The sequence below is a fragment of the Labrys okinawensis genome, assembly GCF_047345005.1.
Taxonomy (GTDB): Bacteria; Pseudomonadota; Alphaproteobacteria; order Rhizobiales; family Labraceae; genus Labrys; species Labrys okinawensis.
In genome coordinates this window covers 2,918,567-2,941,868 of sequence record NZ_CP178864.1, presented here as the reverse complement: position 1 = coordinate 2,941,868, position 23,302 = coordinate 2,918,567, and the positions used below count along the sequence as shown (strand labels likewise).

General features: G+C 64.2%; 23 protein-coding genes. 18 read left to right on the top strand and 5 right to left on the bottom strand.

Annotation, left to right across the window (positions count from 1 at the left end):
• Positions 1-64: 64 nt before the first annotated feature.
• The 3 genes from ACMDCR_RS13670 to ACMDCR_RS13660 are packed head-to-tail and all read right to left on the bottom strand — an operon-like array spanning position 65 to position 2,636.
• The gene (locus tag ACMDCR_RS13670) at positions 65-871 is read right to left on the bottom strand and encodes an ATP-binding cassette domain-containing protein (RefSeq protein ID WP_413993050.1); all 807 of its coding nucleotides are present in this window, start codon (positions 869-871) and stop codon (positions 65-67) included.
• Positions 868-1,668, bottom strand: a complete 801-nt coding sequence (locus tag ACMDCR_RS13665; RefSeq protein ID WP_413993049.1) for an ABC transporter permease subunit — start codon at positions 1,666-1,668, stop codon at positions 868-870. Before ACMDCR_RS13665 ends, ACMDCR_RS13670 begins: the two co-directional genes overlap by 4 nt.
• Before the next feature lie 11 nt (positions 1,669-1,679).
• Positions 1,680-2,636 (bottom strand): sulfonate ABC transporter substrate-binding protein, encoded by a 957-nt coding sequence (locus ACMDCR_RS13660; protein WP_413993048.1) that lies wholly within the window; start codon positions 2,634-2,636, stop codon positions 1,680-1,682.
• 446 nt (positions 2,637-3,082) lie between these two features.
• Here ACMDCR_RS13660 and ACMDCR_RS13655 point away from each other — a divergent pair, with 446 nt between their 5' ends.
• From ACMDCR_RS13655 to ACMDCR_RS13570, 18 genes are all read left to right on the top strand, one after another.
• Positions 3,083-4,171 carry an isopenicillin N synthase family dioxygenase gene (locus ACMDCR_RS13655; RefSeq protein ID WP_413993047.1) on the top strand — a complete coding sequence of 363 codons (1,089 nt, stop codon included), beginning with the start codon at positions 3,083-3,085 and terminating at the stop codon, positions 4,169-4,171.
• Between the two features lie 24 nt (positions 4,172-4,195).
• Entirely contained in the window at positions 4,196-5,518 is a 1,323-nt protein-coding gene (locus ACMDCR_RS13650) for an O-acetylhomoserine aminocarboxypropyltransferase/cysteine synthase family protein (protein ID WP_413993046.1), read from the top strand.
• A gap of 239 nt (positions 5,519-5,757) precedes the next feature.
• Positions 5,758-6,777, top strand: a complete 1,020-nt coding sequence (locus tag ACMDCR_RS13645) for an ABC transporter substrate-binding protein (RefSeq protein WP_413993045.1) — start codon at positions 5,758-5,760, stop codon at positions 6,775-6,777.
• A gap of 10 nt (positions 6,778-6,787) precedes the next feature.
• The gene (locus ACMDCR_RS13640) at positions 6,788-7,789 is read left to right on the top strand and encodes an ABC transporter permease (protein ID WP_413993044.1); all 1,002 of its coding nucleotides are present in this window, start codon (positions 6,788-6,790) and stop codon (positions 7,787-7,789) included.
• Positions 7,789-8,556, top strand: coding sequence for an ABC transporter ATP-binding protein (locus tag ACMDCR_RS13635; RefSeq protein ID WP_413993043.1), 768 nt, complete (start codon positions 7,789-7,791; stop codon positions 8,554-8,556). The genes ACMDCR_RS13640 and ACMDCR_RS13635 overlap by 1 nt, the downstream gene beginning before the upstream one ends.
• 1 nt (position 8,557) lies before the next feature.
• On the top strand, positions 8,558-8,851 hold the full coding sequence (locus ACMDCR_RS13630) for a hypothetical protein (RefSeq protein ID WP_413993042.1): 294 nt from the start codon (positions 8,558-8,560) through the stop codon (positions 8,849-8,851).
• Positions 8,852-9,060: 209 nt separating this feature from the next.
• Positions 9,061-9,936, top strand: a complete 876-nt coding sequence (locus ACMDCR_RS13625) for an ABC transporter substrate-binding protein (protein ID WP_413993612.1) — start codon at positions 9,061-9,063, stop codon at positions 9,934-9,936.
• A 59-nt stretch (positions 9,937-9,995) separates the two neighbouring features.
• On the top strand, positions 9,996-11,156 hold the full coding sequence (locus tag ACMDCR_RS13620; RefSeq protein ID WP_413993041.1) for an ABC transporter permease: 1,161 nt from the start codon (positions 9,996-9,998) through the stop codon (positions 11,154-11,156).
• Complete coding sequence (locus ACMDCR_RS13615; protein WP_413993040.1) at positions 11,153-12,109, top strand: ABC transporter ATP-binding protein; 957 nt, start codon at positions 11,153-11,155, stop codon at positions 12,107-12,109. The genes ACMDCR_RS13620 and ACMDCR_RS13615 overlap by 4 nt, the downstream gene beginning before the upstream one ends.
• Positions 12,106-12,852, top strand: a complete 747-nt coding sequence (locus tag ACMDCR_RS13610) for an ABC transporter permease (RefSeq protein ID WP_413993039.1) — start codon at positions 12,106-12,108, stop codon at positions 12,850-12,852. The genes ACMDCR_RS13615 and ACMDCR_RS13610 overlap by 4 nt, the downstream gene beginning before the upstream one ends.
• 22 nt (positions 12,853-12,874) lie before the next feature.
• Positions 12,875-13,714 carry a serine O-acetyltransferase gene (cysE, locus tag ACMDCR_RS13605; RefSeq protein ID WP_413993038.1) on the top strand — a complete coding sequence of 280 codons (840 nt, stop codon included), beginning with the start codon at positions 12,875-12,877 and terminating at the stop codon, positions 13,712-13,714.
• Positions 13,715-13,962: 248 nt separating this feature from the next.
• The gene (locus tag ACMDCR_RS13600) at positions 13,963-14,994 is read left to right on the top strand and encodes an amino acid ABC transporter substrate-binding protein (protein ID WP_413993037.1); all 1,032 of its coding nucleotides are present in this window, start codon (positions 13,963-13,965) and stop codon (positions 14,992-14,994) included.
• 58 nt (positions 14,995-15,052) lie between these two features.
• On the top strand, positions 15,053-16,240 hold the full coding sequence (locus tag ACMDCR_RS13595; RefSeq protein ID WP_413993036.1) for an amino acid ABC transporter permease: 1,188 nt from the start codon (positions 15,053-15,055) through the stop codon (positions 16,238-16,240).
• Positions 16,237-17,337, top strand: coding sequence for an amino acid ABC transporter permease (locus ACMDCR_RS13590; RefSeq protein ID WP_413993035.1), 1,101 nt, complete (start codon positions 16,237-16,239; stop codon positions 17,335-17,337). The genes ACMDCR_RS13595 and ACMDCR_RS13590 overlap by 4 nt, the downstream gene beginning before the upstream one ends.
• 430 nt (positions 17,338-17,767) lie before the next feature.
• Complete coding sequence (locus ACMDCR_RS13585) at positions 17,768-18,349, top strand: TetR family transcriptional regulator C-terminal domain-containing protein (protein WP_413993034.1); 582 nt, start codon at positions 17,768-17,770, stop codon at positions 18,347-18,349.
• Positions 18,350-18,447: 98 nt separating this feature from the next.
• Positions 18,448-19,938 carry an MFS transporter gene (locus tag ACMDCR_RS13580; RefSeq protein ID WP_413993033.1) on the top strand — a complete coding sequence of 497 codons (1,491 nt, stop codon included), beginning with the start codon at positions 18,448-18,450 and terminating at the stop codon, positions 19,936-19,938.
• Between the two features lie 11 nt (positions 19,939-19,949).
• On the top strand, positions 19,950-20,321 hold the full coding sequence (locus tag ACMDCR_RS13575) for a DUF427 domain-containing protein (RefSeq protein WP_413993032.1): 372 nt from the start codon (positions 19,950-19,952) through the stop codon (positions 20,319-20,321).
• A gap of 37 nt (positions 20,322-20,358) precedes the next feature.
• Positions 20,359-21,474, top strand: coding sequence for an NADH:flavin oxidoreductase/NADH oxidase (locus tag ACMDCR_RS13570; protein WP_413993031.1), 1,116 nt, complete (start codon positions 20,359-20,361; stop codon positions 21,472-21,474).
• Between the two features lie 10 nt (positions 21,475-21,484).
• Here ACMDCR_RS13570 and ACMDCR_RS13565 read toward each other — a convergent pair whose 3' ends face one another.
• Together ACMDCR_RS13565 and ACMDCR_RS13560 are read right to left on the bottom strand one after the other, a co-directional pair.
• Positions 21,485-22,327 (bottom strand): ABC transporter permease subunit, encoded by an 843-nt coding sequence (locus tag ACMDCR_RS13565; protein WP_413993030.1) that lies wholly within the window; start codon positions 22,325-22,327, stop codon positions 21,485-21,487.
• On the bottom strand, positions 22,324-23,106 hold the full coding sequence (locus ACMDCR_RS13560; protein WP_413993029.1) for a taurine ABC transporter ATP-binding protein: 783 nt from the start codon (positions 23,104-23,106) through the stop codon (positions 22,324-22,326). The genes ACMDCR_RS13565 and ACMDCR_RS13560 overlap by 4 nt, the downstream gene beginning before the upstream one ends.
• Positions 23,107-23,302: the final 196 nt, after the last annotated feature.

Here is a 23,302-nt window from a genome sequence, read left to right as displayed (position 1 = left end):
CGAGGATTTTGAGTTTCGCTTACTGCGAACCTCCCCCACGAAACCGGGGGAGGCGGGTCATGTCCTATACATACGCCAGAATCCGACTCGCAATCTTCGAGGCCGCTCTCTCATCGCCCTCCCGCCGCGGGCGGGGCAGGTCGATGGGCTGGTCCAGCGCCACGGCGCCGTCGCGCAGCACGATCACGCGGTCGGCGAGCGCAACTGCTTCCGCCACATCATGGGTGATCAGGATCGCGGTGAAGCCGTGCTCGCGCCAGATGCGCGAGAGGAGGCCGTGCATCTCAAGGCGAGTCATGGCGTCGAGGGCGCCGAAGGGCTCGTCAAGCAGCAGGATCTCCGGCCGGCTCACCAAAGCGCGCGCCAGGGCGACCCGCTGCTTCTGGCCGCCCGAGAGCACGCTTGGCCAATCCCCGGCCCGATCGCCGAGGCCGACCTCGTCGAGTGCCGCCTGTGCCAAAGCGCGCCAGTTGGGCCCGCGGGCGATGCCAACATTCCCGATCACGCGCTGCCAGGGCAGCAGGCGAGCATCCTGGAACATCAGCCGCGCCCGGGCGCGGGCGTCGCGACCTACCCTGCCATCGATGATGATCTCGCCGGCCGTTGGCTGTTCGAGCCCGGCCACCAGGCGCAACAGGGTCGACTTGCCGCCGCCCGAACGCCCGACCACGGCGATGAATTCGCCCGGCGCAATGGAAAGGCTGAGACGGTCCAGCACCAGGCGATGGTCGAACGCCTTCGAAGCACCGCGCAGATCGATGGCAAGGCCGTGGGGTCGCGCCGGCTCCCTTTCTTCACGTAATGGGAGGGCATGGCGGGAGAGCTCCGGTTCGAAATAGGCGTCCTCGACGACGTGCAGGGCGTTGCTCATGCCGGAACCTCCCGGGGCGGCTGCACATAGGAGGGATGCCATTGCAGAGCGGCCTGTTCGAAGGATTTCACGACGATATCTGAAAGCTTGCCGAGCACGGCATAGATGATCACGCCGAGCAGGATCACATCCGTCTGCAGGAATTCGCGGGCATTCATCGTCATGTAGCCGATGCCGGAGGAAGCCGAGATGGTCTCGGCCACGATCAGCGTCAGCCACATGATGCCGAGGCCGTAGCGCAGTCCCACGAAGATGGAAGGCAGCGCCCCAGGCAGGATCACGCGCCAGAAACGAGCCAGCGGGCCGAGGCCATAGACCCGTGCCATCTCCAGCAGCTGGGGATCGATGGTGCGGATGCCGTGATAGGTGTTGATGTAGACGGGAAAGAGCACGCCCAGCGCCACCAGGAAAATCTTGGCGCCCTCGCCAATGCCGAACCACAGGATCACCAGCGGGATGATGGCCAGATGCGGCACATTGCGCAGCATCTGCAGGGTGGAGTCGAGCCCCAGCTCCGCCGGGCGCCAGACGCCGTTGATCACGCCGAGGGCGAAGCCCAGAAGACCGCCGATGGCGAGACCCTGTAGGGCTCGTCCGCTGCTTACGGCAACATTGTGGAGGAGCGTTCCATCCTGCAGCGTCTGCCAGAAGGCGAGCGCCACCGCACTTGGCGCCGAGAGCACGCGCGCCTGCAGCCAGCCGACATCCGCTGCGATCTCCCAGCCCGCCAGGATCAGCACCGGCAGCACCCAGGGAATCAGGCGTTGTGAGAAGCGGCCGAGACCGTGCTGCACCATCGCCCCTCCCCCTACAGCGCCACGCCTGGGCGCAGCGCATCGGCAATCTTGATGGGCTTGGGGATCAGGCCGAGCTTGTGGAAGGTGTCGGCGATCTGCTGCTGGGCGGCGACGGTCTCGGCCGTGATCGGCTGCACGTTCCACGCCTGGCGTCCGAGCGCCAGCTTCAGCACCGGCGCGGGAATACCAACGACGGGAGCAAGCTCTTTGGCGGCCTGCTCGACATTGTCCTTGGCCCACGCGTCGATCTCGTTGATGGAAGCAAGGATGGCATCTACGGCTGCCGGATTGGCCTCGGTGAAACTCTTCTCGCCGAGATAGAACTGACGATTGGAGACGATGCCCTCGCCATTGGTGAGCTGGCGCGCCTCGATCGCTACCTCTGCAGCCGCCTGGAAGGGATCCCAGATCGCCCAGGCGTCGATATCGCCATGTTCGAAGGCGGCGCGGGCATCGGAAGGTGGCAGGAAGACTGGCTCGATATCGGTATAGGCGAGGCCCGCCTTCTCCAGCGCCTTCACCAGCAGGTAATGGACGTTGGAGCCCTTGTTGAGGCCGACCTTCTTGCCCTTCAGCTCAGCGACGGATTTGAGCGGGCTATCCTTGGGAACCAGGATCGCCTCGCTCAGCGGCGCAGCCGGCTCATTGCCGACATAGACGAGGGGTGCACCGGCCGCCTGGGCGAAGATCGGCGGCGCTTCGCCGGTGATGCCGAAATCGAGCGCGCCGACATTGAGGGCCTCGAGGAGCTGAGGGCCTCCGGGAAACTCCGTCCAGCTCACGCTGAAGCCGAGCGGCTCCAGCTTCCTCTCCAGATTGCCGCGCGCCTTGAGCAGAAGGAAAGTGCCATATTTTTGATAGCCCACCCGCACCACCTTGGTATCGGCGCGAGCCGGGCCGAGCGTGATGGCCAAGGGCATGGCCGAGGCGGCGGCGAGGAAGGAGCGTCGAGTCCAGAGCGAGGTCATAGGCTGATCCTTGAGAGCGATTTACCTCATTGTCCTATAAATCGATAGATTTAGTCAATAATAAATACACGAAGGGCCGACCGCCAATCGGCTTGGCATCGGTGAAAGCCAAGGAAGCCGCATTCCGGCTGGAGCGCAGCGACACGCCGGAATCCACGAACACAACCTTGATAGGACTGTGTTCATGGATTCCGGGTCTTCCTTGGGTCGCCCGGAACGACGGTGCCGCGCGAGCTCGAACCGGGCGGGCACAGACGGGACATGCCTCTGAGATTTGGCTTGCAGCGCCTGAGTAGCTGAATCCGAAACTCACCCTATCTCCTTGTCAAGGCGCGGATTTTTCACAAGCATAGGCCTTAAATCCATATAGCCTATAAAATCAGTTGACTTATAAGAGTCGTCATGCTCGATTTTGAGGCCTCGCTTCAGCCGGACGATGGAATGCCATGACGAGCCAAGCCGCAACCCGCCAAACCGCAACGCTCAAAGCCGCAACGCTCCCTCCTGAGACCCTGCCGATTCTCGACTTCCGTCGCTTCGACCAGGGCGATGCTGCGCGCCTCGTCTTCCTGAAGGATCTGCGCGAGGCGGCGCGTGGGCCGGGCTTCTTTTATCTCACCGGCCATGGCATTCCACAGACGCTGATCGAGGAGGTCCTGCGCCTGTCGCGTCGCTTCTTCGACCTGCCGGAGGAAGACAAGCTCGCCATCGAGATGGTGAAGTCACCCCATTTCCGCGGCTATAACCGCGCCGGGTTCGAGCACACCCGCGGCAAGCCGGACTGGCGAGAGCAGGTGGACATCGGCGCCGAGAAGCGCGCCCGCCCCGTCGATCCCACGGCGCCGGCCTGGACCCGTCTGCAGGGCCCGAACCAATGGCCGGCGGCGCTGCCGGAGCTGCAGCTTACCATCCTGCGCTATCAGCAGGAGATCACCCAGCTCGGCATCCGCGTGTTGCAGGCCTTTGCCTTGGCGCTAGGGCAAAAGGCTGACGTCTTCGAGCCGATCTACACGCCCGAGCCAAACCAGCTCCTCAAGATCGTGCGCTACCCCGGCCGCGAGAAGAGTGAGGGTGACCAGGGAGTCGGCGCGCACAAGGATTCGGGCTTCCTCACGCTGCTGCTGCAGGATGTGCAGGGCGGCCTGCAGGTCGAAGGCGAACGCGGCTGGATCGATGCCCCGCCCATTTCCGGCACCTTCGTGGTCAATATCGGCGAAATCCTGGAGCTGGCTTCCAACGGCTATCTGCGCGCCAATGTCCACCGCGTCGTTTCGCCGCCGGTGGGCACTGACCGGCTTTCTGTGCCTTTCTTCCTCGGCGCCCATCTCGCCGCCGAGGTGCCGTTGCTGAAGCTCTCGCCTGACCTTGCCGCCGGCGCTCGCGGGCTGACACAGGATCCGCTCAACCCGCTCTTCCGCGAGGTCGGCCGCAACTACCTCAAGAGCCGCCTACGTTCCCATCCCGATGTGGCGCGCCGTCACCATCCCGATCTGGTCGACGTGTCCAAGCCGGCCGCGCCCGCTTCCTCATATTGATCCCTTCCCGCCTGGAGCCCTCCCATGACCACCGATTCTCGGCATTTCGAGACCCTCGCCCTTCACGGCGGCACCTATCGCGCCGATCCCACCACCGGTGCCGTGGCGGTACCGATCTACCAGACGACCTCCTACCAGTTCCAGGATACCGGCCACGCCGCGCGCCTCTTCGCGCTCGAGGAACTGGGCAACATTTATACCCGCGTGCAGAACCCGACCACGGACGCGCTCGAACAACGCATCGCGGCGATCGAAGGCGGCGTCGCGGCCCTGGCGGTCGCGTCTGGCCAGACGGCTTCGGCCTATTCGATTCTCAACCTCACCCAGCCCGGCGATAATATCGTCTCCTCCACCGACCTCTATGGCGGCACATGGACCCTCTTCGCCAACACGCTCAAGCAGTTCGGTGTCGAGGTCCGCTTCGTCGATCCGGCCGATCCGGAGAACTTCCGCCGCGCCAGCGACGACAAGACCCGCGCCTATTACGCCGAGACCCTGCCCAACCCGAAACTGCATGTGCTGCCGATCCGTGAGATCGCCGATATCGGCCGCTCGCTCGGCATTCCCCTTATCGTCGACAATACGGCGGCGCCGCTGATCGCCCGCCCGCTGGAACATGGCGCGGCCGTGGTCGTCTATTCCGCCACCAAATATATCGGTGGTCACGGCACCTCGATCGGCGGCCTCATCGTCGATGGCGGCAACTTCCCTTGGGAGGAACATGCCGAGCGCTTCCCGCTGCTGACGCAGCCGGACGAGGCCTATCACGGCGCCATCTGGACCGAAGCCGCCAAGCCGCTAGGCCCAATCGCCTATATCCTGCGCGTCCGCGTGAAGCTGTTGCGCGATGTCGGCGCCGCGCTCTCGCCCTTCAATGCCTTCCAGCTCCTGCAGGGTCTCGAAACCCTGCCGCTGCGCCTGCGCCAGCACAACGAGAATGCCATCAAGGTGGCGGATGTCCTCTCGAGACACCCCGCCGTCAGCCATGTCATTTTCCCCGGCCTGCAGTCGGACGAGAACCGCCGCCGGGCCGAGGCCTATCTGAAGGGTGGCTATGGCGCGCTGGTCGGGTTCGAGCTCAAGGGCGGCATCGAGGCCGGCAAGCGTTTCATCGATGCGCTCAAGCTGCTCTACCACGTCGCCAATATCGGCGATGCGCGTTCGCTGGCCATCCATCCGGCGTCCACGACGCATCAGCAGCTCAGCCCCGAGGAGCAGCTCGCGACAGGAGTCACCCCCGGCTACATCCGCCTCTCCATCGGCATCGAGCATCCCGACGACATCATCGCCGACATCACCCAGGCGCTGGCCGCAGCAGAGGGCGATGAGCTGAAGGAAGCCGCGTAGGACGCGACCAGCCTCCCCCACGAAGCTGGGGGAGGTGGCCTCGCGAAGCGAGGTCGGAGGGGGTGTGGCCCGCCCGCCAAACGCTTTCAAAATGTGGCGGATGCGACCTTTCTAGCAAGCGTAGCGCCTCACTCCGCCCACACCCCACCCCTGCCCCTCCCCAGCTTCGTGGGGAGGGCACGCGTCTCGCTCTGCCCTGTACGTGTTTATCGCCAATGCCCCCGCCAGGAACCCAGATCATGCCCAAACCTCCCTCTCTCTCCCGCCGCAAGATCCTCAAACTGGCGGGAGCCACCGGCGCCCTTGCCTCGCTTGGTGCCGTAAGCGACCGCATATTTTCCCCGGCCATCGCCGCGCCGGCGCCCAAGGTCCGGCTGGCCTGGACGGAAGTTGCCGCGTGCCACTCCCCGCTTGGCTTCGGCGTCGCCAAGGGCATCTATGCCAAGCACAATCTCGACGTGGAGCTGTTCTACCAGGGTGCCAGCGGCCAGACCCTGATCCAGGCCCTCGCGACCAACAAGGCCGATGCCGGCGCGGGCCTGATCGGCGATTGGCTGAAGCCCCTGGAACAAGGTTTCGACGTCAAGCTCTTCGTTGGCTCGCATGGCGGCTGCCAGCGCCTGCTCGCCTCCAAGGCCTCGGGCGTCACCGACCTTGCCGGCGTCAAGGGCAAGACCATAGCGACCTATGGCATCGGGGCCCCGCCGCAGGTAGCGTTCCAGGTGACGCTGGCCAAGGCCGGCATCGATCCGAACGCTGACGTGACCTGGAAAGCCGTGCCCTTCGAGCTGGTTGGCGAAACCGTCAACCGCGGCGATGCTGATCTTGCCGCCCATCTCGACCCCTGGGCCTGGTCGATCGAAAAGCAATTCAGCTTCACCACGATCGCCGATACGCAGACAGGCGCTTACGAGAACCATACCTGCTGCGTACTCGGGGCCAACGGGCCGTTCCTCGAGGCCAACAAGGATGCGCTGCGCCGTGTCGCCGAGGCGAATATCGAGATCCACGAATACACCGCCAACCATCCCGACGAGGTGGCGCAGTGGTATTTCGAGACGCTGAAGCCGGCCGGCCTCAGCAAGGAAGACCTCACCGAGATCCTCGGCACGCTCGTCTATCACAACCACCCGATCGGCCAGGCGCTGGTCGACCAGATTCGCCAGGCCTCCGAGGACCTCAAGCTCGTCAAGGTGCTCGATCCCACCACCGATCCCAAGGAATTCGCCGAACGGATCACGGTCAACCTGCTCGCCTGAGATCGGAACGATGAGCGATACCATTCGTGCCCTGGAGGTCGGTTCGCCCTCCTCGGCCCTGCAGGGGCTCTGGAGTCATGTGTGGAAGCACGGCCTGCTCGCGGCCCTCGCCTGGGCAGCGACCGCCATCATCGCTGTCGGCCTACCCGATGTCGTGCCCTGGGGCAGCGCCGACCTCTTCGCCGCGATCACCGGCGCCGGGGCCGTGCTGTTCCTGATCCTGTCCTTCAGCGTGCATCGGCTTGGCCGTTTCAGACCGACGCTGCTGCATTACGGACCCTGGTTCCTTGCGATCGGTATTTGGCTGGCGCTGTGGGAGCTGAGCACGGCGAAGACCGGCTGGCTGCCCAAACCCTTCTTCTCGCCGCCGCACGGCTTGCTGAACGTCTATGTCGTCGAAAGCCAGCGCCTGCTGATCTGCATCGCCTACACGCTGCGCTTGTGGTCGCTCGGCTTTCTGTCCGGCATCGTGGTGGGTTATGCCGGCGGCATCGCCCTCGGCTGGTCAAAGCGCGTGAGCTATTGGGGCATGCCGCTGCTCAAGCTGATCGGGCCGGTGCCCGCGACAGCGTGGATCCCCTGCACCTTCTACTTCTTTCCCACCACCTTCGATGCCAGCGTATTCATTGTAGCGCTCGCTTCCGGTATTCCCGTGGCGATCCTCACTGCCTCGGGCGTCGCCTCGGTCAACCGCGCCTATTACGACGTCAGCCGCATCTTCGGCGCAGGCAACTGGTACCTCATCCGCAAGGTCGCGATCCCAGCTTCGCTCCCCCATGTCTTCGTGGGCCTGTTCATGGGGTTGTATTATTCCTTCGCGGTGCTGGTGGTCGCGGAGATGCTTGGCGCCAAATATGGCCTCGGCTGGTACATCCAGTTCCAGACCGCCTATTCCGGATATGCCAATGTCTATGCGACGCTGCTGATCATGGCGCTGATCTGCGCCGGCATCGTCAAGCTGCTCTTCGTGGCGCGGGACCGTCTCCTCACCTGGCAGAAGGGCTTCATCTGATGGTCGCCACCGCCCGCAATATCGGTGTCGACATCAAGGATGTCAGCCATCACTTCGATCTCTCAGGCAGCCAGCTCCCGGTGCTCGACGGCATCGACCTCAAGGTCGAGCCTGGCGAGTTCGTCGCCCTGCTCGGTCCCTCGGGCTGCGGCAAGTCCACCCTGCTGCGCCTGATCGCCGGCCTCGAGGCGCCTGCCGTCGGTAGGATCCTGGCCAATGGCGAGGCGATCACCAGGCCCGACCCGTCGCGCATCCTGGTCTTCCAGGACCCGACGCTGTTTCCCTGGCTGACCGTCTGGAAAAATGTCGCCTCGAGCCTGGAGGCGCGTGGTGTCCTAGCGCGCCAGCGGCACCGTGTCGGCCAGGCCCTCTCGCTGGTCGATCTCGATGCCTTCGCCGACGCCTATCCGCACCAGCTCTCGGGCGGCATGGCGCAACGCGCCTCGCTGGCGCGGGCGCTGGTGAACGATCCCGCCCTGCTCCTGCTCGACGAGCCGCTCGGCAAGCTCGATTCGCTGACGAGGCTGACCCTGCAGGACGAGTTGGTTTCACTCTGGCGGCGCACGGGCTTCACGGCCCTGCTGGTCACCCACGATGTCGAGGAGGCCCTCTTGCTGGCCTCGCGCATCGTCGTCTTTTCGGACCGCCCTGCCCGCATCAAGGCGGAATTCACGGTCGACAAATCCTATCCCCGCCATCGCGATGACAGGGATCTCATTCATCTGCGCCGCGAGATCCTCACCGCGCTCGGCCTGACGATTTCTTGATATGCAAACGCTCCCAATCGCCACCCGTTTCCTCATCGCATCGGGCGCGATCATAGTCCTTTTCTCGGTGGGCTGGTGGTGGCTCACCTACCGTGATGTCGTCGGCTATAATTACATGTCCCTGCCAGACGCGGGAGTTTGTCTTGTCAGCAACTCCGACATTTGCCAGCTTGCACGCTCGCTGTGCCGCAGCGCCCATCCCTTGGCGATCGTTACCTATTGGTCGGCGAGTATCTGGATTGGCGTCGCGGCTTTGTGCGGAAGCCTGGTGACGGGCACGACTCGGAACGCGTGATTTGGAACAGACGATATGCAAGTTGCAGCTAAATCAATGAGATAAATGCGCTTCCTGATCTTCAGAATCTGATTCAACTGCTGCCTGGTTGACGTTTCGGCTCTAGGTCGCGGCGTTGCCTCAATAATGACAGGAGTACCCATATGGCACTTTCCCGCAAACCCCGAACCCTGGCGTCCAAGGTCGCTTCCCTCGGAGCAGCCCTGGCCATGCTGGCGACGGCAGGCGCCGCGCAGGCCGCCGACGTCACCGTCGCCTCCAAGATCGACACCGAAGGCAACCTGCTCGGCAACATCATCGTGCAGGTGTTGGAATCGCACGGTCTCAGCGTGAACAATCGGGTCGGCCTCGGCACCACGCCGATCGTGCGCAAGGCTCTGGTGGCCGGTGATATCGACCTCTATCCCGAATATACCGGCAACGCCGCCTTCTTCTTCAACAAGGCCGACGACAGCCTCTGGAAGGATGCCGCCAAGGGGTATGCCGAAGCCAAGAAGCTCGACTATGACGCCAACAAGCTGGTCTGGCTCGAGCCGGCGCCCGCCAACAACACCTGGGCCATCGGCATCCGGAAGGATGTGGCCGAGCCGAACAAGCTGAAGTCGCTCGATGATTTCGGCAAGTTCGTCACCGGAGGCGGCAAGGTGAAGCTGATCGCTTCGGCGGAGTTCGTGAACAGCGCCGGCGCCCTGCCCGCCTTCCAGACCACCTACAACTTCAAGCTCTCCCCCGACCAGCTCGTGGTGCTCTCGGGCGGCGACACCGCTGCCACCATCAAGGCCGCCGCCGAACAGACCGACGGCGTCAATACGGCCATGGTCTATGGCACCGACGGCGGCATCGAGGCCGGTGGTCTCGTGGTGCTCGACGACGACAAATCGGTACAGCCCGTCTATGCGCCGGCGCCGGTGATCCGTGAAGCCGTTCTCAAGGCCCATCCGGAGATTGCCGACTGGCTGAAGCCGGTCTTCGGCAGCCTGGACCTCACGACATTGCAGGCCCTCAATGGCCGCATCCAGGTCGATGGCGAGGCTGCCAAGGATGTCGCCGCCGACTATCTGAAGAAGAAGGGCTTTGTGAAGTGATGCTGAACGCCGGGAAGGCAAGGCTGGACACAGGTGCCTTCCCGGCGTCCTCTGCGACAATGAAGGCTTTCTTCGTCTGGGGTATCGACAGGCTCGGCGTGGCGATGGCGGTCATCACCCTGGCCGGTCTGTGGCTGCCCTTCGCCAATTTCCGGCCAAGCCGCATCGGCCAGCCGCGCGGCGTTCCCTTCCTCGACGCTCTGCCGGCCGGCGTCGGCTGGGCCGCGCTCGCCCTCTTTGTTGTCGCCCTGGCCTTGATCGTGGGGCGGACGGCACCGCGCCTGCGTCTGGCAACCGCGGTCGTCGCCCTTGTCCTGCTCGGCCTGCTCGTGGGCCTCACACCGGATACGCTGATACCTGCCGGCAATGCCCGCCCGCGTGTAGGCCCGGCCGCCGGCTTCTGGCTGCTCACCTTCTCCTTCGCCATCATTCTCACCGACGCGCTGGTGAAGCTCTCGCTGAAACCGGCACAGAGAGTCATCGCCCTCCTCATCGCCTTGGCGGTCTTTGCGGCCTTCCTGCTCTCGGGGCATTGGAGCGGGCTGTCGATCATGAAGGAATATGCCACCAATGGCTCCGACTTCCCGGCCAATGCCATTCGTCATGTCGTGCTAGCGCTGGCGTCCCTTGCCGGCGCCCTGATCGTCGGCCTGCCACTCGGCATCCTCTGCCAGCGTTCGCCTGGGCTGCGCGGCGTCATCCTGCCGGCCCTGAACATGATCCAGACCATCCCGTCACTGGCTCTGTTCGGCCTGATGATCGCGCCGCTCACCTTCCTGTCGAGGGCCTATCCCTTTCTCGGAGAGCTCGGCATTCACGGCACTGGTCCCTCGCCGGCACTGATCGCGCTGTTCCTCTACGCCATGCTGCCAGTCGTCTCGAATACGGCGATCGGCCTCAATTCGGTTCCAGCCACTGTCGTGGATGCGGCGCGTGGCATGGGCATGACGGCCCGGCAGCGCCTGTTTCAGGTCGAGCTGCCGCTCGCTTTCCCGGTCATTCTCACCGGTGTGCGCATCGTGCTGGTGCAGAATATCGGCCTTGCCACCATCGCGGCCTGGATCGGCGGCGGCGGCTTCGGCGTCTATGTCCAGAACGGCATGGGGGCCACCGCGATCGACCTGGTGCTGCTCGGCGCCATTCCCACCATCGCGCTCGCCTTCTCGGCAGCCATAATTCTCGACGCCATCGTCGACACCCTCAAAGGACGGCATGCATGATCGAAGTCAAGGAGGTCAGCCGTCGCTTCGGTTCGCAGCTTGCGGTCGACAATGTCTCCCTCACCATCGAGCATGGCACCATCACCGTGCTGGTCGGCACATCGGGGAGCGGCAAGTCCACGCTGCTGCGTATCATCAACCGGCTGATCGATCCGACATCCGGCACGGTGCTGATCGACGGGCGCGATACCGCCGCCATCTCGGGCGAGGAACTGCGCCGCGGCATCGGCTATGCCATTCAGGGCCACGGCCTGTTTCCGCATTGGACGGTGGCGCGCAACATCGCCACCGTGCCGCAACTGCTCGGCTGGCATAAGGCGCGCATCGCCAAGCGGGTCGACGAACTCCTCAAGCTCTTCGACCTCGATCCCGGCCTGTATGCCGAGAAACTGCCGCACCAGCTCTCCGGCGGCCAGCAGCAGCGCGTCGGCGTTGCCCGAGCTCTGGCGGCCGAGCCCGCCGTACTGCTGATGGACGAGCCCTTCGGGGCGCTCGATCCGATCATCCGCGCCAAGGCGCAGGAGGACCTGCTTGCCTTGCAGCGCCGCCTCGGCATCACGGTGATTCTCGTCACCCACGACATGGAAGAGGCGCTGCTGCTCGGCAACCGCATCGCGGTGATGGATGGCGGCAAGTTGTTGCAGTATGCGACGCCCGCCGAGATCCTCACTCATCCCGCGCCCGGCTTCGTGGAACGGCTGATCGGTGGTCCCGACCGCTCGCTGCGCCTGCTGTCGCTGATCAAGGTGGCGAGGGCCATGCAGCCCGGCGAAGCCGAGGGCAAGCCCGTCGCTGAAGATGCCAGCCTTCGGGATGCCCTCTCCGAATTGCTCTGGTCCGGCAGGCAGGCCTTGCCCGTGACCGGTGCGGACGGCCAGTCCCGCGGCCAGATCACCCTGCCTGCCATTCTCGGCCTCGCCGGCAAGGATACCCAGGCGGAGGCACCGGCATGAAATGGCTCGGATATACGGCCAGGGCGGCGGCCATCCTTCTCCTCGTCCTTCTTCTCGTGGAGACGGACCTCTTCGCTCCGATCCTGGCCCCCCTCAACGACAATGGCGCGCCGGCGATCTACCATCAGGGCAGCCTGCTGTTCCTGGCGCTCAACCATCTCGGTCTCGTCGCCCTTTCGACCCTTGTCGGCGGGGGCCTGGCGCTGATCGCCGGCATCTTCGTCACCCGTCCGGCTGGCGCGGAGTTCCTGCCGCTGTCGCGCGCCATCGTGAATATCGGCCAGACCTTCCCTCCGATCGCTGTGCTCGCCATCGCTGTTCCCTCGCTCGGTTTCGGCGCCGAGCCGACACTGCTGGCCCTTACGCTCTATGGCTTGCTGCCGATCTTCGAGAATACCATGGCGGGGCTGAAAAGCGTGCCGCCGACTGCCCTCGACGCTGCGCGCGGCATGGGCATGACAGGTTCGCAGCGCCTGTTCCAGGTGGAACTGCCGCTGGCTCTGCCGGTGATCCTGACCGGCATCCGGCTCTCCTTCGTCATAAATCTCGGCACCGCGACCATCGGTTCGACGGTGGGCGCCAAGAGCCTGGGCGAGGTGATCATGGCCGGTATCACCACCACCAACACCGCCTATATATTGCAGGGCGGCATCATCGTCGCCCTGCTCGCCGTGCTGATCTACGATGGTCTCGGCAGTCTTGAGCGCGCTCTGGCGAGGCGGACCGGAATGGCCGCGCGTTAGTTTCGAAATGGAGGTTTCGACCATGAATACCTCGATTGGACGTAAGATCGCGCGCTGCCAGCGGGCCCCTGGGCAAGTTGCCGACCTGATCTGGGACCGGCTGGTCGACGAGGCCCATGAGGCCATCGAGGCCGAACCGCAATTTGCCACGCTCTTCTATGCCGCCGTGCTCGACCACGCTTCCTTGGAGGAAGCGCTGATCCATCGCTTGGCCCATCGCGTCGGGCATCCGGACATGCCAGCCTCCGCGCTGCAGCACGCCTTCCGCGAGGCGCTGGCTACCGATGCCGGCATCGGTCCCGCCATTCGCGCCGATATCCAGGCAGTGCTGGAACGCGACCCAGCCTGCACGCGCTATCTGGAGCCGCTGCTTTACTTCAAGGGCTTCCACGCCCTCGGGCTGCATCGCTTGTCGCATTGGCTGTGGAGCGAAGGACGGCGTGATTTTGCGCTGTATCTCCAGGGACGCGTATCCGAAATATTGCAGGTCGACATGCATCCGGCCGTCCGCATCGGGCGCGGCCTGTTTTTCGATCACGCCACCGGCATCGTGGTGGGCGAGACGGCGGTGATCGAGGACAATGTCTCGATCCTGCAATCGGTCACTCTGGGTGGCAGCGGCACGGACGCCATCGAGCGTCATCCCAAGGTGCGCAAGGGCGTGCTGATCAGTTCGGGCGCCAAGCTGATCGGCAATATCGAGATCGGCGAAGGTGCCTGGGTTGGCGCAGGTTCGGTGGTGATCAATTCCGTGCCGTCGCATCGCACCGTTGCCGGCGTTCCCGCCCGCATCGTCGGCTTCGCCGGCAGCGCCGAGCCGGGCCGGACCATGAACCAGATCTTCTTCGATGTCGGACTTTGAAGGGGACCACAAATCTTTCAGGTTAGTTCACAAAAATTGTAGACAATGTAATTTGGAATATTCTACAACCGAACTGTGCTGATTGGATATAATTCCCAGATTTTACGTGGCATAGCGGAACGGAAGGTTCTTGCTTTCCAGGCTTTGTCGCTTGATCATGTCAAACGGGGCTGAATATCCTTCCGTATAAGAGACGCGCTGGGACGTTGGCGCTGGAGCCGCCCCAAAGAGGAAGAGAAAGGAATTTCATGCTCAGGTCGTGGAAACAAACCGCCGGCATCGCGATTGCTGCGCTGGCCGCCGGTTTCATCGCCGCCGCGCCGGCCCAGGCCGGCCCCACGCTCGACAAGATCAAGGAGCGGGGTGTCATCAAGGTCGGTGTCGGCAGCCAGGCCGGGTTCTTCGCGCCCGACAGCAACGGAAAGTGGCAGGGCTTCTTTGTTGATTTCGGCCGCGCCCTCGCCGTGACCGTGTTCAACGATCCCGACAAGGTCGAATTCACCAATTCCTCGCCCCAGCAGCGTCTCCCGGCCCTCCAGTCCGGCCAGTTCGACATACTGCTCTCGGGCGTCACGGAGACTATCACCCGGGCCTTCAAGCTCAACTTCCATTTCGGCCCGGTGGTCTTCTATGACGGCCAGGGCATTCTGGTGAAGAAGTCGCTCGGCGTGAGCAAGGCGGCCGATCTCGACGGCGCCACCATCGGCGTGCAGAGCGGCACCACCGGCGAGCAGAACATCGCCGACTTCTTCAAGAAGGCCGGCAAGACCTACAAGTCCGTGGTTATCGAGGACACCAACACCTTCACGCAGGCGCTGCTTTCAGGCCGCGTCGACGCGCTCACGCAGGATTCGTCCGATCTCGGCCTGCGCCGCGCTGCCCTGCCGAACCCCGACGACTATGTGCTCCTGCCCGAGCGCCTCTCGAAGGAGCCCCTCGCCCCGGCCGTGCTAGGTGGCGATGACCGTTGGCTCGAGATCGTCAACTGGACTGTTTTCGCCACCATCCAGGCCGAGGAATGGGGCATCACCAGCCAGAACGTCGACACCTTCCTCACAAGCGACGATCCAGCCATCAAGCGCTTCCTTGGTGTCGACACCTCGTTGGGCGAAGCGATCGGCCTCGATCCCAAGTTCGCCTACAACATCATCAAGAAGGTAGGCAATTACGGCGAGATCTTCGAGCGTAATCTCGGCAAGAGCACCAAGATCGGCTTCGATCGCGGCCTGAACAATCTCTGGACCAAGGGCGGCCTGATCTACTCGCCCCCGTTCCGTTGAGGCTTTTTTGGGAGGCGGCCTCGCGCTGCCTCTCCTTTCTTGTTTGCAGACAGGCAATATGGCTGACATCGCAGGTATCGGCGCCCCCGCCCGGCCGGGCTTTGCCGGCAAGATGCGCATCTGGTGGGGAGACAGGCCCTATAGCCAGGCCGTCCTGATCGCGGTGCTGTTCCTCATCGCGGCCTATTTCGGCAGCAACATCCTGCACAGCATGGCCGCGCGTGGCATGGAGCCGAACTTCGACTATCTGTGGCAGCGCACCGGCTTCGATATCGACGAAACGCTGATTCCCTTCACCTCCGACGACACATTCGGGCGGGCGATCCTGGTCGGCCTCCTCAACACCGTGAAGCTTGCCTTCTTCGGCTGCATCTTCGCAACCATCCTCGGAGTGACGCTCGGCGTCATCCGGCTCTCCGGCAATCTCCTGCTGTCGCGGCTCGTTCAGTCCTATGTCGAGTTGATCCGCAACACGCCTCTGACCCTGCAGCTCTTCTTCTGGATTGCATTGACGCAGGCCCTGCCCCAGCCGCGCCAGGCGTTGCAGCCCTTGCCAGCGACTTTCCTGTCCATCCGCGGCATCTTCCTGCCCTGGTTCAACGTCGAGACCGGAAGCCTCTGGCCGCTCCTCATTGCGCTGGTGCTGCTCGCCTTCGCCGCGCGCTTCGTGCTGGCCCGGCGCCAGCGCCCGCTGTCTCCCGGCGCCTTTATCGCGCTGCTCGCAGCCTTCCCCATCGTTGCCATCGTCTGGATTCTCCTTGCCGGCATCTCCTTCACACCCGATCTGCCGGCTCTGCAGGGCTTCAACATCCGCGGTGGCCTGAGCATGTCGCGTGAATTCGCTGCCATGCTGCTCGGCCTGACGCTTTATTACGCCGCCTCCATCTCTGAGAGCGTGCGCAGCGGCATCGAGTCGGTCGGCATCGGCCAGTGGGAGGCCGGTCGGGCCATCGGCCTGTCACGCGGACGCATCATGCGCCTGGTCGTCTTCCCGCAGTCGATGCGGGTGATCACGCCGCTGATGACCTCGAGTTTTCTCGACCTCACCAAGGATACCAGTCTCGGCCCGCTGATCGGCTTCTTCGAGGTGACGCAAGTCATCAAGGTCAGCGCCAACAAGGACGGCAATGCCGTGGCGACGATCATCGTGCTCGTTATCGTCTTCCTCGCTGTCAGCCTGCCGGTGTCCTATTTGATCAATCTCTATAATCGGCGTCTCGCCAAGCGCGGGATCATCGCGAAATGAGCGACCTTGCGATCCCACGCGCCCGTCCGTCGGGCTGGAACGACCGCTGGCGGGTCTGGCGTGCGGGATTGTTCTCCTCGCCTCTCAACACCATCGTCACCCTCATCGTGGTGGCGATCGGGGTCTGGGTGCTGCATGGCTTGGTGCGCTGGGCCTTGGTTGACGCGACCTGGACCGGCACGGCGGATGATTGCGCCAAAGGCAGCGGCGCCTGCTGGGCTTTCGTGCGCGCGAACTCGAAGCTGATGGTGTTCGGCACCTATCCGAGCCAACTGCTGTGGCGCCCGATCCTCAGCCTCATCCTGATGTTCGGCCTGATGATCGCCTCCATGGTGCCACGCCTGTGGAGCAAATGGCTGGTTCTCGCCTGGATCGCCACGCCTCTCGCCGTCATCCTGCTGCTGGGCGGCTTCTTCACGGACAGGCCTGTCTCCACCAATGATTGGGGCGGCCTTCCGCTCACTTTGCTGATCTGGACCATCGCCTATGCGGCCGCCTTTGCCATCGCCATTCCGCTGGCGCTGGCGCGTCGCTCCAACATGGGCGGCATCCGCCTCGTCAGCACCGGCTTCATCGAGATCATCCGCGGCCTGCCGATGGTGGTGATCCTGCTGGTCTCCAGCCAGATCGTGCCGATGATGTTGCCAGCCTTCGACGTGAACCTGTTCTTCAGCGTCGAGGTGGCGCTCACCATCTTCATCGCCTGCTATCTCGCCGAGGTGATCCGCGCCGGCATCCAGTCCCTGTCGGCGGGCCAGACCGAGGCAGCGCGGGCGCTCGGCCTCTCCTACTGGCAGACGACGGGCCTCGTGGTGCTGCCGCAGGCGCTGCGCGCCATCATCCCGCCACTGGTCAATCTCGGCATCGGCGTGTTCCTGTCGACGCCGCTGATCGCCTTCATCGGCATGATCGACTTCCTCAGCGCCGTGAAGATCGCCGCCAGCAACGAACAGGTCTGGCCGGGCCGCTACACCGAAGCCTATGTCTTCGCGGCCATCGTCTATTTCGCCATCTGCTTCGCCGCCTCGCGCTACAGCCTCTGGCTCGAACGGCGGCTGAAGGCCTCGGAGAGGCAGCAGACGGAAAAGAAGAAGTAGACCGGGAGAGCATTCCTGGGAGCGCGGACCTCCTCGTCCATAGGCGCTAAGATAGGCGCGACGCCCACCCTCCCCTTGATGGGGAGGGTCGACGCGAAGCGTCGGGGTGGGGTGACTTCTTGCAAAAGATGATCAAAAAAGACCGCTATGCTTGTGAGTGTAGTGGTTCTCACCCCACCCCGGCCTTTCAGGCCGACCCTCCCCATCAAGGGGAGGGTGAAGCGTTGCGACAATTCCGTCTTATCCTAGCGCATATGGACCTCCTCGTCCGCTCTTGAAACGATAGGTCTGCGCGAGAAGGCGCGGGCGGTTGCGGCCCATCGGGAGGTCCCACTCTTCCGGCGATCGAACCGTTTCAAGAGCGGACGAGACGTCCGCGCTCCCAGGCTACCTCTCTTGACAAACCAATACGTCCGTCCATATTGGTGGCATGGCTCGAGCATCCAATCGCGAAAAGATTCTCTCCGAAGGCTTGCGTGTCGTGCACGCACATGGCTTCGCCGGCGCCAGTGTGCGCGACATCGTTCAGGCGGCCGGTGTGCCGCAGGGCTCCTTCACCAACCATTTCGCCTCGAAGGAGGCTTTCGGCCTGGAGGTCATAGATCTCTATTTCGCCAATAGCTGCGAGAGCATGCGCCAGACGCTGCTCAATGACGATCTGCCGCCACTGCAGCGGCTGGGCGACTATATCGACGCCAGCAAGAACCGCCTGCTGCGCAACAACATGCGCACGGGCTGCCTGTTCGGCAATTTCACGGCCGAGGCCTCCGGTGACAATGAGGCAATTCGAGCCAAGCTGCTGGATATCTTCGCCGAGACGCAGCGCTCCTATGCCTATTGTCTGCGCGCCGCCGTGAAAGCCGGCGAGCTCAGAGAAGATTTCGATTGCGAGGATACCGCCGCCTTCATCATTGCTTCGATGCAGGGTGCCAATCTGATGGCCAAGGCGCAGCGTGACCCCGCGCCGGTCGAGCGTTTCAAGAGATTCCTGTTCACCACCATCCTGCGTTGAACTGTCCTCTTTCAACAGGACGACACAGACCTTTGCCATAAGGCAATATGGACGACCGTATTGTCTTCGTGATTTTCAGAACGAATGAGGTTTTCCCCATGCCCGATACGGCTGCTACCCTTGCTCCTGCTCCACAGCGGGAGGCCGTCGGCCTCGACCCGAACCGATGGTCGGCCCTGGCGATCCTGCTCACTGGGGCCTTTCTCGCTCCCCTCGATTTCTTCATCGTCAATGTCGCCATGCCTTCCATCACCAAGGGGCTCGGCAGCACCGCCGCCGATGTCCAACTGGTGATCTCCGGCTATGCCGTCGTCTACGCGGTCTTCCTGATCACGGGCGGACGCCTCGGCGATATCTTCGGCCGCAAGTCGATCTTCATGATCGGCCTCGCCGGCTTTGCCTTTGCCTCGGCGCTGTGCGGCCTTGCCTGGTCGCCGCAGGTGCTGATCGGCGCACGCATGCTGCAGGCGCTTGCCGCCGCCGCCATGGCGCCGCAGGCCCTCGCTTCCGTCCACGCCCTCTTTCCCTCCCAGGAGCGGGGTCGCGCGCTCAGCATCTATGGCGTGGTGCTCGGCCTCTCCTCCATCGTCGGGCAGTTGCTCGGCGGTGCCCTGGTGGGCGCCGATGTCGAGGGTTTCGGCTGGCGCCTGATCTTCCTGATCAACCTGCCCATCTCCCTCGTCGCCTTCGTCGCAGCCATCCCCCTGCTGCGCGAGACTCGCAGCCATCACCGCCCCCGCCTCGACCTCGGCGGCGTGGTGCTTTCGAGCCTCACCCTCTCCAGCCTGGTGCTGCCGCTGGTCGAGGGCCGCGAGCGCGGCTGGCCGGTCTGGTCGATCGTCATGCTGGCGATGACTCCCGTCTTTGCCGAGCTTTTCCGCCGTTACGAGATCCGTCTCGCCAGGGCGGGCGGCGACCCCCTGATCGACATGGAGGTCTTCCGCCTGCCGGGTCTCCTGCGCGGCATCGTCGCCATCCTGACGCTCTATGCCATGGCGACCTTCTTTCTGGTCTATTCGATCTATCTGCAGTCGGCGCTCGGCTACAGCGCCCTGCAGGCAGGCCTTGCCATCCTGCCCTTCTCGGCGGGCTTCCTGACCGGCTCGACCTTCAGCCCGGCCATCGGGCGTTGGGCGGGCGGCAGCGCGCCGTCCCTCGGCTACGGTCTCTCAGCCTTCGGCACTATCGCCACCTCGGCCGTCATCCTGGCCTTCCCTGCGGGAGCGATGCCGCCTCTCGCGCTGATGGCGCCGGCGCTGGCCCTTATCGGCCTCGGCATGGGCATGACCATGCCAACCATGATGCGCGCCATCGTCGAGCGCGTCGGGCCGCGCCATGCGGGCCTGGTCGGCGGCATGGTGAATTCCACCCTGCAGGTCAGTGCCGCCATCAGCGTCGCCGTGCTGGGCGGACTTTTCTATACGATCCTTGGTAGCCGCACGGATGCTGCCGGTATCGGCTATGCCTTCGCCTTGACCCTGCTTGCCATCGCCGCCTGCCATATCGCCGGCGCCTGCCTTGCCGCCGGCCTCGGCCAGCGCCAGGCCAGCAAGACCTGCTCAAAAGACGTCGCTATAGTTGCAGAATAGGAAAAGCAATCATGAACAAGCCCGTGAAAATCCCAGGCCCGGACCACCCGATCACCATTACGCCGAGCCCCTCGCGCATCGTCGTCAGCGTGGCCGGCAAGGTGGTGGCCGATTCCACCCATGCGCTCAGCCTCAAGGAGGCGAGCTATCCGGCCGTGTTCTACATCCCTCGCAGCGATGTCGACATGTCGCTGCTGTCACGCACCGACCATGCAAGCTACTGCCCCTACAAGGGTGATGCCTCCTATTACAGCATCCCCGTTGGCGGCGAACGCTCGGTCAACGCGATCTGGACCTATGAGAAACCGTACACGCCGGTTGTCGAGATCAAGGAACATGTCGCCTTCTATCCGGAGCGGGTCGATTCCATCGAGATCGGCTAAGCTGCCTTCCCTGAACTCTGCCGTCCCAAAGGTTCCCATGAGCGCTCTGTTCACGCCCTTCGAGCTGCGAAGCCTTACCCTGCCCAACCGGATCGTAATCTCGCCGATGTGCCAATATTCGGCCGAGAACGGCAAGGCCAGCAGTTGGCACATGATCCATCTCGGCCATCTCGCGCTCTCGGGCGCGAGCATGCTTTGCATCGAAGCAACGGCGGTGGAAGCCGATGGCCGCATCACGCCCGGCTGCCTCGGCCTGTGGAACGACGAGACCGAGGCGGCGCTGGTGCCGGTGCTGGCGGCCATCCGCACGCATTCCAGGATCGCCGTCACGATGCAGCTCGCCCATGCCGGACGCAAGGCATCGAGCTACCTGCCGTGGGAGGGCGGACAACAGATCCCGATCGCGCAGGGCGGCTGGCTGACCCATGCCCCGTCCGCGCTGCCCCACAAGGAAGGCGAGGCGGCACCGATCGCGCTCGACGAAGCCGGCCTTGCCCGCATCCGCACCGCCTTCGTCGAAGCGGCCCGGCGAGCGGACCGCCTCGGCATCGACGGGCTCGAGCTTCATGCCGCCCATGGCTATCTCATGCATGAGTTCCTCTCGCCGATCGCAAATCAGCGCAACGATGCCTATGGCGGCTCGCTGGAGAACCGCATGCGCTTCCCACTCGAAGTATTCGACGCGGTGCGCGCCGCCTTCCCGGCCGACAAGCCCGTGGGCGTACGGATCTCGGCTTCCGATTGGGTCGAGGGCAGCGGCTGGGGCATCGAACAGGCCCTTGTCTTCGCGGGCGAGCTCGGGAAGCGCGGCGTCGACTGGATTGACGTCTCCTCAGGCGGCGTCTCGCCCCTGCAGAAGATCGCCCTTGGCCCCGGCTACCAGGTGCCCTTCGCCGAAGCGGTCAAGCAGGCCACCGGCGTCAACACGATTTCCGTGGGCCTGATCACCGAAGTGCAGCAGGCGGAAGAGATCGTGGCCAGCGGCAAAGCGGATCTCGTCGCCATGGCCCGAGGCATGCTCTACGACCCGCGCTGGCCCTGGCATGCCGCTGCCAAGCTCGGCGCCAGCGTCGACGCTCCGCCGCAATACTGGCGTGCGCCTCCGCATGAGCAGAAGACGCTCTTCAGAGAAACGCGGTTCGGCACGAGGTAACCCTGGAGCGCTACGCCTTCCCGTGCCAGGGTACGAGTATCCTCTCCGCCAGCCTGACGATCCACTCGAAGACGATCGCCACCAGCGCGATCACGAAGATGCCGAGCACGACGATATCGGTCTGCAGGAAGTCCGAGGCCGTCTTGATCATGATGCCGAGGCCGCGCGAGGCTGCCACCAGCTCTGCCGCGATCAACGTCGACCAGCCGACACCGAGGCCGATGCGCACCCCTGTGAGGATCGAGGGCAATGCGTTCGGCAGGATGACATGGCGGAGCACCTGCCATCGGCTGGCGCCGAGCGCCCGTGCTGCGTCGAGCCGGTCCGGCGGCACGGTGGCGACGCCGGCGGCGGTGGTGATCGCCACCGGTGCGAAGATGGCGATCAGGATGATCAGTATCTTGGTGGTCTCGCCGATGCCGCACCAGATCACCACCAGCGGTAGATAGGCGAGCGGCGGCACCGGGCGCAGGAACTCGATGATGGGATCGAGGAGGCCCCGGGCGATCGGGCTGAGGCCTATGGCAATGCCCGCGGGCACGGCGGTGACGAAAGCGATCAGCAGGGCGCCAAGGATGCGCCAGAGGCTGGCATCGAAATGCTGCAGCAGGGTGGCATCGGCATAGCCGTCCGTGGTGACGATGTAGAGCTGGTCCAGCACGGCGCGGGGCGATGGCAGGTAGAACGCCGGCAGCCACTCGAAATAAGAGGCTGCCGACCACAGCACCAGCAGCGCCAGCACGGTTACCACGCGCACAGGTCCCGCTCCGAGCGCGGCGGCCCTCGCCCTCCCTGCCTGCGAGTTCTTGGCAGCAAGATCGTCGAGGTTGGTGGAATTGACGAACTCGCTCATGCATCGGCCTCCTTGAGGACGGCGGCCAGCACCTGCTCTCGAAGGGCGATGAAGGCTGGGTCCGACTTGATGACGCGGCTGTCCTCGCCGGCGAGAACGCGACGCGAGAAATCGGCGCGGAATTCGCGTGTGATACGGCCCGGCCGAGGCGACAGCACCACGATGCGCGTGGCGAGAAAGATCGCCTCTTCGACGCTGTGGGTGATCAGGAATACACTGCGCCTGGTCTTGTCCCACAGGCGGATCAGCAATTCCTGCATCTTCTCGCGGGTGAGCGCGTCGAGGGCGCCCAGCGGCTCGTCCATCAGCAGGATGGAAGGCTCGTTGGCAAGCGCCCGGGCCATGCCGACGCGCTGGCGCATGCCCCCCGAGAGTTCCCAGATGCGATGATCGGCAAAATCGGCAAGGCCGACGAGGTCGATGATACGCCCGCAGCGATCCCTGCGCTCCGCAGCGCCGACGCCCGCCATCTTCGGCCCGAACTCGATATTGCCGCGCACCGACAGCCAGGGGAACAGGGCGTCGTCCTGGAAGACCACGCCGCGATCCCCGCCCGGGCCTTCCACCGGCTTGCCGCCCAGGGTGATTGCGCCGGAACTCGGTGCCTGGAAGCCGGCGAACAGCTTCAACAGGGTGGTCTTGCCGCAGCCCGACGCCCCCACCGCGACGACGAATTCACCGGATTCGATGGTGAGGGAGACATTGCTGAGGGCGTGGACCGAACGACCGCCCCGCGCGGCGTAGAGCACATCGACATCGCGTGCGGAGAGTGTGGACAAGGGGATAATTCCTGGTGTGCCGGTCTTCTCAGCGACATCGGCTTTCGGTCGATGTGGAGGCACCGTCATCTCTCGTCAAACCGTGCCGCTGCCGCCACATCGACCCAGAGTCGATGTGGCTGAGAAGACCGGCGTACCCAAAAAGGCCTCGCCCCGGGAAGAGGGCTTTCCCGGGGCGAGGCGGCCCTGCGAAATC

What these genes read in the sequence shown, in the direction of transcription:
- ACMDCR_RS13580 (WP_413993033.1), top strand. Translation starts at nt 18,448, where the DNA reads ATGCCCGATACGGCTGCTACCCTTGCTCCTGCTCCACAGCGGGAGGCC.
- ACMDCR_RS13635 (WP_413993043.1), top strand. Translation starts at nt 7,789, where the DNA reads ATGGTCGCCACCGCCCGCAATATCGGTGTCGACATCAAGGATGTCAGC.
- ACMDCR_RS13590 (WP_413993035.1), top strand. Translation starts at nt 16,237, where the DNA reads ATGAGCGACCTTGCGATCCCACGCGCCCGTCCGTCGGGCTGGAACGAC.
- ACMDCR_RS13610 (WP_413993039.1), top strand. Translation starts at nt 12,106, where the DNA reads ATGAAATGGCTCGGATATACGGCCAGGGCGGCGGCCATCCTTCTCCTC.
- cysE (WP_413993038.1), top strand. Translation starts at nt 12,875, where the DNA reads ATGAATACCTCGATTGGACGTAAGATCGCGCGCTGCCAGCGGGCCCCT.
- ACMDCR_RS13625 (WP_413993612.1), top strand. Translation starts at nt 9,061, where the DNA reads ATGCTGGCGACGGCAGGCGCCGCGCAGGCCGCCGACGTCACCGTCGCC.
- ACMDCR_RS13665 (WP_413993049.1), bottom strand. Translation starts at nt 1,668, where the DNA reads ATGGTGCAGCACGGTCTCGGCCGCTTCTCACAACGCCTGATTCCCTGG.
- ACMDCR_RS13640 (WP_413993044.1), top strand. Translation starts at nt 6,788, where the DNA reads ATGAGCGATACCATTCGTGCCCTGGAGGTCGGTTCGCCCTCCTCGGCC.
- ACMDCR_RS13575 (WP_413993032.1), top strand. Translation starts at nt 19,950, where the DNA reads ATGAACAAGCCCGTGAAAATCCCAGGCCCGGACCACCCGATCACCATT.
- ACMDCR_RS13615 (WP_413993040.1), top strand. Translation starts at nt 11,153, where the DNA reads ATGATCGAAGTCAAGGAGGTCAGCCGTCGCTTCGGTTCGCAGCTTGCG.
- ACMDCR_RS13600 (WP_413993037.1), top strand. Translation starts at nt 13,963, where the DNA reads ATGCTCAGGTCGTGGAAACAAACCGCCGGCATCGCGATTGCTGCGCTG.
- ACMDCR_RS13670 (WP_413993050.1), bottom strand. Translation starts at nt 871, where the DNA reads ATGAGCAACGCCCTGCACGTCGTCGAGGACGCCTATTTCGAACCGGAG.
- ACMDCR_RS13655 (WP_413993047.1), top strand. Translation starts at nt 3,083, where the DNA reads ATGACGAGCCAAGCCGCAACCCGCCAAACCGCAACGCTCAAAGCCGCA.
- ACMDCR_RS13585 (WP_413993034.1), top strand. Translation starts at nt 17,768, where the DNA reads ATGGCTCGAGCATCCAATCGCGAAAAGATTCTCTCCGAAGGCTTGCGT.
- ACMDCR_RS13630 (WP_413993042.1), top strand. Translation starts at nt 8,558, where the DNA reads ATGCAAACGCTCCCAATCGCCACCCGTTTCCTCATCGCATCGGGCGCG.
- ACMDCR_RS13645 (WP_413993045.1), top strand. Translation starts at nt 5,758, where the DNA reads ATGCCCAAACCTCCCTCTCTCTCCCGCCGCAAGATCCTCAAACTGGCG.
- ACMDCR_RS13570 (WP_413993031.1), top strand. Translation starts at nt 20,359, where the DNA reads ATGAGCGCTCTGTTCACGCCCTTCGAGCTGCGAAGCCTTACCCTGCCC.
- ACMDCR_RS13660 (WP_413993048.1), bottom strand. Translation starts at nt 2,636, where the DNA reads ATGACCTCGCTCTGGACTCGACGCTCCTTCCTCGCCGCCGCCTCGGCC.
- ACMDCR_RS13650 (WP_413993046.1), top strand. Translation starts at nt 4,196, where the DNA reads ATGACCACCGATTCTCGGCATTTCGAGACCCTCGCCCTTCACGGCGGC.
- ACMDCR_RS13595 (WP_413993036.1), top strand. Translation starts at nt 15,053, where the DNA reads ATGGCTGACATCGCAGGTATCGGCGCCCCCGCCCGGCCGGGCTTTGCC.
- ACMDCR_RS13565 (WP_413993030.1), bottom strand. Translation starts at nt 22,327, where the DNA reads ATGAGCGAGTTCGTCAATTCCACCAACCTCGACGATCTTGCTGCCAAG.
- ACMDCR_RS13620 (WP_413993041.1), top strand. Translation starts at nt 9,996, where the DNA reads ATGAAGGCTTTCTTCGTCTGGGGTATCGACAGGCTCGGCGTGGCGATG.